Here is a 12919-nt window from a genome sequence, read left to right as displayed (position 1 = left end):
CCATGAGACATGCACGCATTATCCTGGACGGTCGTGAGCTGGACATCAGTATCGACGCCAACGACCACATCACCACCACTGATGGTGATGCACTGGACGTGACGCTGAATTCCGATCAGATCACCTGGCTGCCACCGGTAAAAGAGCCGGGCACTATCTTCGCACTGGGTCTGAACTACGCCGACCACGCCACTGAACTGGCGTTTGAGCCGCCAAAAGAGCCGCTGGTGTTCATCAAACACGCCAACACGTTAACCGGCCACAAACAAATCAGTTACCGCCCGGACAACATCGAATTCCAGCACTATGAGTGTGAACTGGTCGCCGTCATCGGCAAGACGGGCAAAAACATCAAGCGTGAAGACGCGATGGACTATGTGGCCGGCTACACCGTCTGCAACGACTTCGCCATCCGCGACTATCTGGAAAACTACTACCGCCCGAACCTGCGTGTGAAGAGCCGTGACTCTCTGCTGCCGATGGGTCCGTGGATCGTTGACGCCGCTGACGTGCCCAACGCCAACAACCTGCGTTTGACCACTGAAGTGAACGGCAAGATCACTCAGGACGGCTCTACCAAGGACATGATCTTCGACGTGCCCTTCCTGATCGAATACCTGAGCAAGATCATGACCCTGAACCCGGGTGACATGATTGCCACCGGCACGCCGCACGGTGTAGTCGACATGCAGCCGGGCGACACCGTGGTCTGCAGCATCGAGAACGTCTGCTCACTCGAAACGAAGATCGTTTCCGAGAAGGAATACTACGGCGACAACTATTAAGAGCTTCAGGAGAAAATCATGAGCGATACACTGGCAACCAATCTGGAACGCGCACAGCAGTACCTAGAGCGCTTCAAAAACAACACCACCGGACACTATATCAACGGTGAATTCACTCTGGGTAACGGCGGGCGTGAATACGACAACCTCACGCCAACCGACAACAGCTCCATCGGTAAAGTGATGGCCGGCTCCGTTGCTGACATGGATGCGGCCTGTGAAGCGGCTGAAAATGCCTTCGAAGCCTGGGCAAACACGCCGGGCGCCGAACGCAAAAAAATGCTGCACAAATTCGCTGACCGTCTGGTTGATCGCGCTGATGAAATCGCACTGATCGAATCCATGGACTGCGGTCAGGCGATCCGCTTCATGAAGCAGGCCGCCCTGCGTGGCGCCGCCAACTTTCGCTTCTTCGCCGACAAGGCACCGGAAGCGCAGAATGGCCTGGCCTTGCATCAGGACGAGCACACCAACTACACCATCCGCAATGCGATTGGTCCAGTCGGCATCATCACCCCATGGAACACGCCGTTCATGCTGTCCACCTGGAAAATAGCTCCGGCACTGGCGGCAGGCTGTACGGTGGTGCACAAACCTGCTGAACTAACCCCGCTGAGCGCCTATATTCTGGCCGAGATCGCAAATGAAGTGCTGCCCAAGGGCGTGTGGAATATGGTCAATGGCTTCGGCGAAGACGCCGGCAAACGTCTGACCGAACATCCGGCTATAAAAGCAGTCGCCCTGGTGGGTGAAACGGCCACCGGATCGCGCATCATGCGTCAGGGTGCAGAAACCCTGAAGCGCATGCACTTCGAACTGGGCGGCAAAAACCCGGTCATCGTTTTTGACGACGCCGATTTCGAACGCGCACTGGATGCCGTTGTATTCATGATTTACAGCCTGAACGGTCAGCGCTGCACATCTTCAAGTCGCCTTTTAATTCAAAGCGGCATTCGCGAGAAGTTCATCGCCGCACTCGAGCAGCGAGTGCGCAACCTGCGCGTGGGCCACTCACTGGATCCGGAAACCGAAGTGGGCCCGCTGGTCGCCACCGAACATTTCAACAAGGTTTTGAGCTACTTCGACATTGCGAAACAAGACGGTGCCAATATCGCTGTGGGTGGCAAGCGCGTTACCGAAGCAACGCCCGAACTGAACCCGAAAGGCAACTACGTTGAGCCAACCCTATTTACCGGTGCCAGCAATCAGATGCGTATCGCCCAAGAAGAAATCTTCGGCCCGGTACTGACGACCATTACCTTCGACACTGAAGAAGAAGCGGTTAAGATTGCCAATGACACCCAGTACGGTCTGTCTGGCTACATCTGGACGGAAAATACCGGCCGCGCCATGCGCATGGCCAAGCACGTTCAGGCCGGCATGCTGTGGGTGAACTCTGAAAACAACCGAAATTTGCCGTCTCCGTTCGGCGGTATCAAGATGTCCGGCATAGGCCGTGACGGCGGTGATTGGAGCTTCGACTTCTACATGGAAACCAAGAACGTCTGCATCGCACATGGCACTCACCGTGTTCCGACTCTCGGCAAGCGCTAAGAGTTGCCGATACAGCCATGCCGGTAGCTTCGGGTGCCGGCATGGCGGTCCGCCTTTTCTGTTATGGCCGCGTCATGAACGATAGCAATCACAGTGAATGGATTCCCAACATTATCCTGGGACAGGATTACGACCGCCGTTATATCGACGCGCCCATCCACTACGATATTCTGGAAAACCTGGCCTTTTTTTTTGGTCGTGACATGCCGGTCCACCGGCATGCCCAATACCTTCAGATTCACTACATCGACCGGGGCGAAATCAGCTTCCATATCGATGATAAGATCTATCACGTCCGCGGCCCTAGCCTGATTCTGACGCCGCCTTCTGTACCCCACTCTTTTCTCACCAAACCCGATGCCCGCGGCCACGTACTGACCATTCATCAGTCCATTGTCTGGCAACTACTCAAAGATGGCCTGCAGCAGGAGATGGATACTGAGCTGAATCATGGCATTTGTATTGCGCGAGTCGACCTAGAGCCTGAACAACGCTCCCAGTGGACGCTGATTACTCAGACCTTTCGCAACCTTAAAATAGAGTGGTTTCGGGAACACCCGGCCACGCGGCTGGCCCTGCACTCGCTGGTAAGCTTTCTATTAATTCAGATCAGCCGCCTGTCTGCCAAGGAGGCGGAGAGTACCGCAGTCAATAACGACGATCTGCAAATCTTTCGCCGTTTCTCCGACTTGATAGAAGAGCACTTCCGCGAGCACTGGCATTTACCGGAATACACCGGCCGTCTCGGCATTTCTGAAAGCCGACTGCACCAAATCTGTCAGCGCGTATCTAATCGCTCTCCAAAAAAACTGACCCACGACCGTATTATGCAAGAAACCAAGCGGCTGCTGATCTTCAGCAATCTCTCCAGCAGCGATATCTGTTACCAACTTGGTTTCTCTGACCCAGCCTACTTTTCTCGCTTTTTCAAGCACCACACAAACTCCACTGCACAGTGCTACCGCCGCCAACAGCAATAGGCGCGGCACGCCCGGTTGCTGCTAATAAGCCTGATCAGTATAATTCCGCTCGCTTCGCAGAACGGACTACAGCGGCCGACACGAACACCAAAAAGTGAACCACTAATGCGCAAATTTGAAGACTCCATCCCTCTGAAGCTACTCAAGGCGCGCGAAGCGACCATGAGCCTCTTCCGCCCGGTACTGCAGTCAATTCCGCTTACCGAGCAGCAATGGCGTGTCATTCGCGCATTGGTTGAGCATGGTGAACTGGAATCAAAGCAGCTCGCTGACCTATGCTGCATCCTTAGCCCTAGTTTGACCGGCATTATCAGCCGACTGGAACAGCAGGACTACATCTATCGTCGTCGCTCACCGGAGGATCAGCGCCGCGTGCTAATCAGTCTGACCGACAAAGCCGAGCAAATGTTTGACAGTGTTAGCCCGGTGCTCGAAGCCCGTTACGCAGAGATCACTCGCCAGTTCTCCAAAGAGAACATGCAGCAGCTAGCAGATCTGCTCGATCAGCTTGGCCAGATAAAACCCTGAAACCCCAGAATTATCCATCTTAACGTCAGGCGGCACCCGCTTTGGGACTCATTGACTTTCATTAACATGTTAGCTCGGCTATTAGTTTGAGCGGATGACCTATCTTACAGGCGCTCTACGCCGCTTTGAGCGCAGCCAATACGAACAAAAATAACCCAACATTCAAGCAGGCGGAGACCCATCTCATGCTGCAAGCATCCTATCCCTACTATTTGGCTAATCAAGCTCATACACCCAACCAGGATTTGGTGGTGTTTGACAAGTTCACTGGTGAAGTTGCAACCCGTGTCGCCATGGCAGATGCCGCTGCGATCGACCGGGCAATCGCAGCGGCTGACGCCGCAGCTGAACCGATGCGCAAGCTTCCAGCCTACAAGCGCCAAGCGATCCTGAATCACTGCGTCAAACGTTTTGAGGAACGGGCCGAAGAACTGGCATTTGCTCTTTGCGTTGAAGCAGGAAAACCTATCAAGGATGCGCGTGGCGAAGTGACACGCCTGATCGACACTTTCCGGATTGCGGCTGAAGAATCTGTCCGCATCGGCGGTGAAGTTATTCCCATGGACATCAGCCCCCGTGCCGAGGGTTACACCGGTATGTGGAAACGTGTGCCAATCGGTGTCTGCTCTTTTATTTCACCGTTCAATTTCCCGCTGAACCTGGCCGCACACAAGGTTGCACCAGCCATCGCTGCGGGCTGCCCTTTCGTTCTGAAACCGGCAAGCCTGACCCCAATTGGTGCAATCATTATCGGTGAAGTACTGGCTGAAACAGATCTGCCCAAGGGTGCCTTCTCCATTTTGCCTTGCCATCGAAACGGTGCCGATCTGTTCACAACCGATGAACGCTTGAAGCTCCTGAGCTTCACCGGCTCTCCCGATGTGGGTTGGAAATTGAAGGCCAAAGCCGGCAAGAAGCCTGTGGTCCTGGAGCTAGGCGGCAACGCTGCCTGCGTTGTAGACGAAGGTACGGATATCGACGATGCCGTCTCGCGCATTGTGTTCGGCGCCTACTATCAGTCAGGTCAGAGCTGCATTAGTGTGCAACGTATTATGGTGCACGAGAAGCACTACGATGAAGTGCGCGAAAAGCTTACCGTTGCAGTTAAAGCTCTGGTACACGGCGACCCGAAAAACGAAAGCACTTTCATTGGCCCAATGATCTCCGAAAAGGAAGCAACCCGGCTGCATGATTGGGTACTTGAAGCCAAAGAATCTGGCGCCAGTGTTCTGGCCGGCGGCGACCGCGACGGTGCCATGTTGCAGGCGACATTGCTGGAGAACGTGGATTCAAGGCACAACCTGAACACCCAGGAAGCCTTCGGCCCAGTCGCCATTTTGTCTAGGTTCAGCGACTTTGACGCCGCGTTAAAGGAAGTGAACAATTCTGATTTTGGTCTTCAGGCCGGTATCTTTACCCGTGACATTTACAAAATCCAGAAGGCTTGGGACGAGCTGGAAGTTGGCGGTGTGGTAATCGGCGACGTTCCATCCTGGCGCGTAGACCACATGCCATACGGCGGCGTGAAAGACAGCGGCCTGGGTCGTGAAGGCATTCGCTACGCGATTGGAGACATGACTGAACTGCGCCTGTTGGTTATCCGCAACCCTAACTAAACGCCATCCGGTACAGCCTTAGTGTCCCGACCGGGGACTAAGGCTGTACCGGATGCCTGATCGGCCGGGATACGTTGAAAGCAACACCGTCTATTGCGCTGCTAGCACTGATTGCCATGACCAGCCCGCTGGCCCTGAACGCCTTCGTGCCAGCCATGCCAGATGCGGCGGTTGCGCTGGATGTGGATATCGCCACCATTCAGCTAACCTTTACCCTCTACCTGCTGACACTGGCCATTGGCCAATTAATTGCTGGGCCTTTGGCTGACTATTTTGGTCGCCGGCCAGTACTGCTGACCGGCCTTGGCCTGCACACCGTTGGCAGCCTGTTCGCGGCCTCGGCTGACGGCGTTGATATGCTGATTATTGGTCGCGTTCTGCAGGCGCTCGGCGGCAGCACCTGCATGGCGTTGGTTCGAGCCATTATTCTAGATGTGCATGGTCGCCAAGGCGCAGCGGGCCGCCTGGGCTATGTGGTGATGGCCATCGCCATTGCCCAGGCGATCGCACCTGCCATTGGCGGCTATTTAAACCTTTGGAGCGGATGGAACTCTATATTTTATCTATCTGTTTTCGCGGGCGCCCTGGTCTGGCTGGCGGCTTTGCGTATGTTGCCTGAAACCATCCATATGCGCAGTGACAGCCTTCGCCTTGGCAGCATTCTTCAGCGGTATCGTAGCGTACTAAGCTCTAAGCAATATCTGGGTTATGTGCTGTCGACCACAGCAGTAGCGACTGCTTTCTATCTGTTTGTTAGCAGCAGCCCTTACATTGTGGCAGGGCAATTAGAAGGCAACTCGGCCCAATTCGGAAGCTGGTTTCTGATTGTGTCTCTAGCCTTCATGGCAGGGAGTTTTCTGTCAACGCGCCTGACACGCTTGCTTAGCGTTGACCAGATGATACTCAGCGGGAACCTGCTTTCACTGCTAGGAGCGGCTTTGCTGGTAGGCGTATCTGTTCTCAATCAACTCAGTTTTGCCGGCCTATTTCTGCCAATGGCGTTGCTGATATTCGGCCGCGGCCTGAGCCAACCCAATGCCCAGTCGGCAGCCATCAACAGCAGTGACAGCTTAGCCGGAACAGCATCAGGACTGATGGGCTTTATTCAGCTAATAACCGGTGCCGCCATCGCCCAGCTGGTGCCGGTCATGCTTGAATATGACACCTCACTGATATTCGGGTGCATATTGGTAGCAACTATAATCGCCCTGTTGGCACACTTCAGCGCCTGGCACCGAAGACACGACAAAAGAGGAAAACCAAATGGTTAAGCTCAAACCCCGGATAAAATACAGAAAAGTGCAATAATAAAGCAGAATTTTACATTTCTTGCACACACTTAACTCCGCACAATAGAAATGGTGTTTCATATAAAATCATTAAAATTGTGATTTGAAAAAAACTCGAAACCTGACTGTGATCCAAGCCAACATCTCAAAGGCCATTACGTAAGAACAAAAGAATCGGATCCACATAAAAAACGGGGCAGATCGGTATCAGTATCGATATCATTCCGCCGCGCCCAGACAACAATAAAAGGAGAAGTAACGATGCAGTTTCACCATCATGGCTACGTATCCAGTGACCCGAGAATCGAAGAAGCCTCCGGTACGGGCATTAATCGCCCCGAGACGCTACCAGGTGTTGTGGATGTTCTTATCGTCGGCAGCGGGCCTGCCGGCGTGATTGCCGCCGCTCAGTTGGCGAAGTTCCCGAACATTACTACCCGAATCATCGAACGGCGCCCCGGACGACTGGAAATCGGCCAAGCCGACGGCATCCAGGCACGCAGTGTCGAGACATTCCAGGCGTTCGGTTTTGCCGAAAGAATCACCGCCGAGGCCTACCGTATTACCGAGATGGCTTTTTGGGCCCCAGACGCCAATAACCCGGCGCACATTACCCGTTCCTCGGTAGCGCCGGATGACGCCACCGGTGAAATCAGCGAGTTCCCCCACTTAATCGTCAACCAAGCCAGGGTTCTCGATTACTTCACCGAGTTCGCCAGAAACGCCCCCTCCCGACTGACCCCCGACCAGGGTTTGGAGTTCGTGGGGCTGGCGATTCACGACGGCGACGACTATCCCGTCGAAGTAACATTGCGCCATACCGCGGGCGAGAAGGAAGGCCAGGAATGCACGGTGAAGGCCAAATACGTCGTCGGTTGCGATGGTGCGCGCAGTCGCGTTCGTGAATCGATTGGCCGCAAGCATATCGGCGCGGTCTCGAACCATGCCTGGGGCGTCATGGACGTGCTGGCTAGTACCGACTTTCCGGACATTCGCACCAAGTGTGCCATTCAGTCATCAACCGATGGCAGTATTTTGCACATTCCCCGCGAAGGCGGTCACCTGTTCCGGATGTACGTCGACCTCGGCGAAGTCGCCAAGGATGACAACCGCCAAGTACGCGAGACCACCCTGGAAACCACCATCGCCAAGGCCAACAAGATCCTGCATCCCTATACCCTGGAGGTGAAAGACTGCGCCTGGCACACCGTCTACGAAGTTGGCCACCGAGTGACCGACAAATTTGACGATGTGACCCCCGGCGAAGAAGGCTCGCGGACTCCGCGGGTGTTTATCACCGGTGACGCCTGCCACACCCATAGCGCCAAAGCGGGTCAAGGCATGAATGTGTCCATGCAGGACGGTTGGAACATCGCCTGGAAGCTGGGCCATGTGCTTTCCGGCATCGCGCCCGAATCTCTGCTCGATACCTATTCGAGTGAACGCCAGGTTGTCGCGCAGAACTTGATTGACTTTGATCGGGAATGGTCGACATTGATGGCCAAGCCCGCCGAGGAGTTCAGCGACCCGCAAGAACTGGCAAATTTTTATGTCAAAACCGCAGAATTTCCGGCTGGCTTCATGACCGAGTACCAGACGTCGATGATCACTGGCACCACAGAACACCAGAACCTGGCCACCGGTTTCCCCGTTGGCAAGCGGTTCAAATCGGCGCGGGTAATGCGAGTTTGCGACGGTAATAGGGTTCACCTGGGGCACCACGCGACCGCCGATGGGCGTTGGCGGATCTACGCCTTCGCCGACAGCGCGCGCCCCGGTGCAGATTCCCGTTTGGCTGCTTGGGCGGAGTGGATGCTCAACTCACCCGACTCGCCGGTGGTGAAATATACCCCCAAAGGTTCTGACCTAGACAGCCTCTTCGACATCAAGGTCATTTACCAACAGCCCCATGGCGAAGTCGAATTCGGCCCAACGGTGCCGGCCATTTTTGCTCCAAAAGTCGGCCCATTCCACCTGACCGATTATGAGAAAGTGTATGCCGTTGACCCGGCCGTCAACATTTTTGAAGAGCGCGGCATCGACAAAGAAGGGGCCGTGGTAGTGGTGCGACCCGACCATTATGTTTCACAAGTGCTTTCTTTTGCGGGCATTGACGAACTTGCCACTTTCTTTGACAGAGCCCTAAGCCGCCGCGACCGATGATGCCCTCGCCTAACGATGGTAAGCATCGGCTGGGATAGGGATTCGAAACAGAAACAGAAACAGAAACAATAAAAGAGGAAAACCTAATGGGTAAGCTCGCATTAGCAGCAAAAATTACGCACGTACCATCCATGTACTTGTCGGAACTGGACGGCCCGCGAAAGGGCTTTCGCCAGGCGGCCATTGACGGACATATCGAGATCGGCCGCCGCTGCCGCGAGCTGGGCGTTGATACCATTGTGGTATTCGATACTCACTGGCTGGTGAATGCTAACTACCACATTAACTGCGGCGCCTACTTCAAGGGCAACTACACCAGCGGGGAACTCCCCCATTTCATCTCCAACATGGAGTTTGAATACGACGGCAACCCGGAACTGGGCAAGCTGCTGGCGGCAGAATGTAATGCTCAGGGAGTTGAAACACTGGCCCATGACAAAACTACTCTCGACCCTGAGTACGGCACCCTGGTACCGATGCGCTACATGAACGAAGACCGTCATTTCAAAGTGATCGCGGTTTCTGCCATGTGTACCGTGCACTACCTGAATGACAGTGCGCGATTGGGTTGGGCGATGCGCAAGGCAATTGAAGAGCATTACGATGGCACGGTAGCCATTTTGGCCAGCGGCTCTCTGTCTCACCGCTTTGCCCAAAACGGTCAGGCACCCGAATTTGCTACCAAAACCTGGTCTCCGTTCCTGGAACGTCTGGATCACGATGTGGTGCGGATGTGGGAAAACGGCGAGTGGGAAGACTTCTGTGAGATGCTGCCCGAATACGCCGCAAAAGGTCACGGTGAAGGTTTTATGCACGACACCGCTATGTTGTTGGGCGCAATGGGCTGGTCCGAATACGACCAGAAAGCAGAAGTATTAACACCCTATTTTGGTAGTTCAGGTACCGGCCAGATCAACGCCGTATTCCCGATCTCCAAGGTCAGCGGCGACAAAGTTCCGCCTGCTCAGGCCTCGGTTACCAAATCTTTTGTACCGGGTTCAAGTCGCCTCTGAGGCTGAACTCCAGATTTTACGACGGCCTGCACCTGCAGGCCGTTTTTATTTGAGTCCGTTCAATACCCGACACCTAACCAGGAAGTTCACCAATGTCATCGGTAGCCAATCCTCAACGATTAATCGTACTGCTGGCCGCACTGGTCGCCTTCGGGCCGCTGTCGATCGACATGTATCTGCCCGGCCTGCCGCTGATAGCGCAAGACCTGCAGGCAACCGAATCTAGCATTCAGCTCACTATCAGCGCTTTTCTGGCCGGCTTGTTTGTCGGCATGCTGTTTTACGGACCGCTATCAGACAAATACGGTCGCCGCCGCCTGCTACTCGGTGGCATTATTTTGTACCTGATCGCCACTATCGGCTGCATGCTGGCCAGCGCCCTGCACGACGGTACCGCCTTACCAATGGCGTTAATTATCGGCCTTACCGGCTGCGGTTCTCTGGCTGCACTGGCGCTAACGCGCCGGCCTGCAACCTGACCTGAGCAGTGCTGTAGAAAAGCTATCGATTAATTTCTTTCTATAGTTTTTTTGATCCTTAAAAGCGAGACCTGAAAAATACAGAAAAATGCAATGATAAGAGAGAATATTACATTTCCTGCAAAAGCTTAACTCCGCATAATTGTTTATATCTTGCACAAATCAGTATCAAAACTGTATTTCAACGAACCACTCGATAACCGATCACGATATAAACGAATCAATTAACAAAAAGAGACTGCACAAATGCATAACCAGAACCCGATGTTAGACAAACTCAAGGAGGTCCTTCCTGCGATCCGCGCCAACGCCTCTAAGGCCATTGAGCTACGCAAGATACCGCAGGAAAACGTTGAGATGCTAAACGGCATCGGCCTGAACCGCGCTTTTCTACCTAAAGTCTACGGTGGCCTGGAAATGTCTATGCCGGAATTCACCAGCTGCATTGCAGCTCTGGCGGGCGCCTGCTGCTCCACTGCTTGGGGTTACAGCCTGTTGTGCACCCATAATCATCAGATGGCGATGTTCAGCAAGCACGCTCAAGACGAGTTCTGGGGCGAAAACCCCGACACCATAGCGTCTAGCTCCATTGCACCTTTCGGCAAACACGAAGAAACCGAAGGCGGCATTATTTTCAATGGTGATATGAAATGGAGTTCCGGTGTTGATCACGCAGACTGGATCATCGTAGGTTTTATCCGCATCAACAACGCGGGCGAGAAAGCCTACAGCTTTGCCGTTATCCCCAAGAGTGATTTCACTATTATTGATGATTGGTACTCCGTCGGTATGCAGGGCAGCGGAACCAAAACCGCCAGCATACAGAATGCGTTTGTACCCGAACACCGCATTCAGGCCGCACTGGACATGATGGAAGGCCGCCATGTGGGTCGCTCTCTGTACCCAGACAGCAAGATTTACCACACCCCCTACCGTCCCTACTTTGCCTGTGGCTTCGCCGCCATGAGCCTGGGCGTGGCCGAGCGAATGATCGAAGTTTATAAAGAACTGACCCTGAATCGTGTCCGTGCCTACACCGGGGCAATAGTGAAAGAGTCGATTCCACCGATCCTGCGTATTGCCGAATCTTACCAGCAGGTATCCGCTGCACGCGCCTATCTGGAAAAAGTCTGGGACGAGCAAAAAGACTACAGCGAGCGCCATCAATACCCAGACCGTTACACTCTCGCACACTGGCGTACCAATCAAGCCTACGCTATTAAAATGTGCGTAGAGGCCGTCAACCGCCTTTGGGCTGTGATGGGCGCCTCTAACTGGTACCAGGATCGTGAAAGCCAGCGCCTGTGGCACGAGTCCAACATGACCGCTGCCCATGCCTACACCGATTACGACGTTTGTGCCCAAATCATCGGTCGAGAGGTTCTGGGCCTGGAGCCAGATCCCAGCCTTCTATGATTTTTCCTGACTAAGAAATGCCCCGAGGAGCAGGTCGAAAGACCTGCACCTTCGCCGCCATACCTATAAGAATCTAACAATCCAGGTGCCCTTATGAGCAATCAAACCACTGAGTTCGACCCTAAAGCATTTCGCCGTGCGTTAGGTAACTTCGCCACCGGCATTACCGTAGTAACAGCCCAGACGCCGGATGGCGCTAAAACCGGCGTTACCGCCAACAGCTTTAACTCCGTTTCACTGGACCCCGCACTGGTTCTGTGGAGCATCGACAAGCGCTCTGGCAGCTGCGAGATTTTTGACAAGGCGAGCCACTTTGCCGTTAACGTTCTGGCCGCCGATCAGATTGACGTCTCTAACCACTTTGCCCGCCCGAGCGACGACAAATTTTCCACTATCGACTTTTCTGAAGGCTTCGGCGGCGCACCCTTACTTAACGATACAGCAGCCTGCTTTCAGTGCGAATCCTATGAAACCGTTGACGGTGGTGATCACTGGATCCTGATTGGCAAAGTGGTCGCCTTTGAAGATGCTGGCCGGTCGCCGCTGGTTTATCACCAGGGAAGCTATTCCGTAGTCATGCCACACATCCGTTTCCCCGCGCCCAAACACGGTGAGCCAGCGGCTATTGGACGCCTAAAATCACGCCTCAACGACAATTTGTATTATCTGATGGTTCAGGCTTCGCGTGCCTACCAGGCTGACTATACACCGCTTCAGCTGTCCACCGGCTTGCGTACCAGCGAAGCACGCATGTTAATGGTACTGCAAGAAACGCCACAGCTCTGCCGCAAGGAACTGTCGCAGGAAGTTAACATGCCAGATGTTGAAATCGACAACTCGGCGGAAATCCTGCAGCGTAAGGGTCTGGTGAGTTTCTCGGAAGACTGCTACAAAATTACAGCATTGGGTGAGGAGCAAGCCGAAGCGCTATGGGCTTTGTCACGTCAAGAACAGGAGAGACAGTTCGGCAAGTTCAGTAAAGACGAAATTGCCACTTTCAGGAAGATTCTGAGCAGCCTTACCCGCCGCTAGACCAGATATAAAAAGCTCCCCTTATGGAGGAGCTAACAACAGCATCACTAGAAACTAAGCCCTG

The 12919-nt window shown here is 54.1% G+C and carries 11 protein-coding genes; all 11 read left to right on the top strand.

What is annotated here, in order from left to right; translation table 11 throughout:
• Window positions 1-2 precede the first annotated feature (2 nt).
• The 11 genes from ATI45_RS18395 to ATI45_RS18345 all read left to right on the top strand — a co-directional run bounded on the left by ATI45_RS18395 (window position 3) and on the right by ATI45_RS18345 (window position 12855).
• The gene (locus ATI45_RS18395; protein WP_098421061.1) at window positions 3-785 is read left to right on the top strand and encodes a fumarylacetoacetate hydrolase family protein; all 783 of its coding nucleotides are present in this window, start codon (window positions 3-5) and stop codon (window positions 783-785) included.
• A gap of 18 nt (window positions 786-803) precedes the next feature.
• The gene (gene hpaE / locus ATI45_RS18390; RefSeq protein ID WP_098421060.1) at window positions 804-2339 is read left to right on the top strand and encodes a 5-carboxymethyl-2-hydroxymuconate semialdehyde dehydrogenase; all 1536 of its coding nucleotides are present in this window, start codon (window positions 804-806) and stop codon (window positions 2337-2339) included.
• Between the two features lie 41 nt (window positions 2340-2380).
• Window positions 2381-3319 carry a 4-hydroxyphenylacetate catabolism regulatory protein HpaA gene (hpaA, locus tag ATI45_RS18385; protein WP_218926158.1) on the top strand — a complete coding sequence of 313 codons (939 nt, stop codon included), beginning with the start codon at window positions 2381-2383 and terminating at the stop codon, window positions 3317-3319.
• A gap of 105 nt (window positions 3320-3424) precedes the next feature.
• Window positions 3425-3847 (top strand): homoprotocatechuate degradation operon regulator HpaR, encoded by a 423-nt coding sequence (gene hpaR, locus ATI45_RS18380; protein ID WP_098421059.1) that lies wholly within the window; start codon window positions 3425-3427, stop codon window positions 3845-3847.
• A 185-nt stretch (window positions 3848-4032) separates the two neighbouring features.
• On the top strand, window positions 4033-5463 hold the full coding sequence (locus tag ATI45_RS18375; RefSeq protein ID WP_098421058.1) for an aldehyde dehydrogenase family protein: 1431 nt from the start codon (window positions 4033-4035) through the stop codon (window positions 5461-5463).
• 74 nt (window positions 5464-5537) lie between these two features.
• Window positions 5538-6734 (top strand): multidrug effflux MFS transporter, encoded by a 1197-nt coding sequence (locus tag ATI45_RS18370; protein WP_098421057.1) that lies wholly within the window; start codon window positions 5538-5540, stop codon window positions 6732-6734.
• Window positions 6735-7013: 279 nt separating this feature from the next.
• A complete protein-coding gene (locus ATI45_RS18365) occupies window positions 7014-8915 on the top strand; it encodes an FAD-binding monooxygenase (protein ID WP_098421056.1) in 1902 nt (633 codons plus the stop codon).
• An 86-nt stretch (window positions 8916-9001) separates the two neighbouring features.
• Window positions 9002-9928: a 3,4-dihydroxyphenylacetate 2,3-dioxygenase gene (hpaD, locus tag ATI45_RS18360; protein WP_098421055.1), complete on the top strand. Its 927-nt coding sequence runs from the start codon at window positions 9002-9004 to the stop codon at window positions 9926-9928.
• A 92-nt stretch (window positions 9929-10020) separates the two neighbouring features.
• Window positions 10021-10407: an MFS transporter gene (locus ATI45_RS18355; RefSeq protein WP_218926157.1), complete on the top strand. Its 387-nt coding sequence runs from the start codon at window positions 10021-10023 to the stop codon at window positions 10405-10407.
• A 246-nt stretch (window positions 10408-10653) separates the two neighbouring features.
• Window positions 10654-11823, top strand: coding sequence for a p-hydroxyphenylacetate 3-hydroxylase oxygenase component (locus tag ATI45_RS18350; protein WP_098421054.1), 1170 nt, complete (start codon window positions 10654-10656; stop codon window positions 11821-11823).
• A 93-nt stretch (window positions 11824-11916) separates the two neighbouring features.
• Window positions 11917-12855: a p-hydroxyphenylacetate 3-hydroxylase reductase component gene (locus tag ATI45_RS18345; RefSeq protein WP_098421053.1), complete on the top strand. Its 939-nt coding sequence runs from the start codon at window positions 11917-11919 to the stop codon at window positions 12853-12855.
• Window positions 12856-12919 lie beyond the last annotated feature (64 nt).

This window comes from Marinobacter sp. LV10MA510-1 (assembly GCF_002563885.1).
In the GTDB taxonomy this organism is placed as follows: domain Bacteria; phylum Pseudomonadota; class Gammaproteobacteria; order Pseudomonadales; family Oleiphilaceae; genus Marinobacter.
This window is presented reverse-complemented; position numbering and strand designations above follow the sequence as displayed.

Excerpts from the sequence above, each read along its gene's own strand:
- ATI45_RS18395 (WP_098421061.1), top strand. The coding sequence starts at position 3 with ATGAGACATGCACGCATTATCCTGGACGGTCGTGAGCTGGACATCAGT.
- hpaE (WP_098421060.1), top strand. The coding sequence starts at position 804 with ATGAGCGATACACTGGCAACCAATCTGGAACGCGCACAGCAGTACCTA.
- hpaR (WP_098421059.1), top strand. The coding sequence starts at position 3,425 with ATGCGCAAATTTGAAGACTCCATCCCTCTGAAGCTACTCAAGGCGCGC.
- ATI45_RS18355 (WP_218926157.1), top strand. The coding sequence starts at position 10,021 with ATGTCATCGGTAGCCAATCCTCAACGATTAATCGTACTGCTGGCCGCA.
- hpaD (WP_098421055.1), top strand. The coding sequence starts at position 9,002 with ATGGGTAAGCTCGCATTAGCAGCAAAAATTACGCACGTACCATCCATG.
- ATI45_RS18375 (WP_098421058.1), top strand. The coding sequence starts at position 4,033 with ATGCTGCAAGCATCCTATCCCTACTATTTGGCTAATCAAGCTCATACA.
- ATI45_RS18345 (WP_098421053.1), top strand. The coding sequence starts at position 11,917 with ATGAGCAATCAAACCACTGAGTTCGACCCTAAAGCATTTCGCCGTGCG.
- ATI45_RS18365 (WP_098421056.1), top strand. The coding sequence starts at position 7,014 with ATGCAGTTTCACCATCATGGCTACGTATCCAGTGACCCGAGAATCGAA.
- ATI45_RS18350 (WP_098421054.1), top strand. The coding sequence starts at position 10,654 with ATGCATAACCAGAACCCGATGTTAGACAAACTCAAGGAGGTCCTTCCT.
- hpaA (WP_218926158.1), top strand. The coding sequence starts at position 2,381 with ATGGCGGTCCGCCTTTTCTGTTATGGCCGCGTCATGAACGATAGCAAT.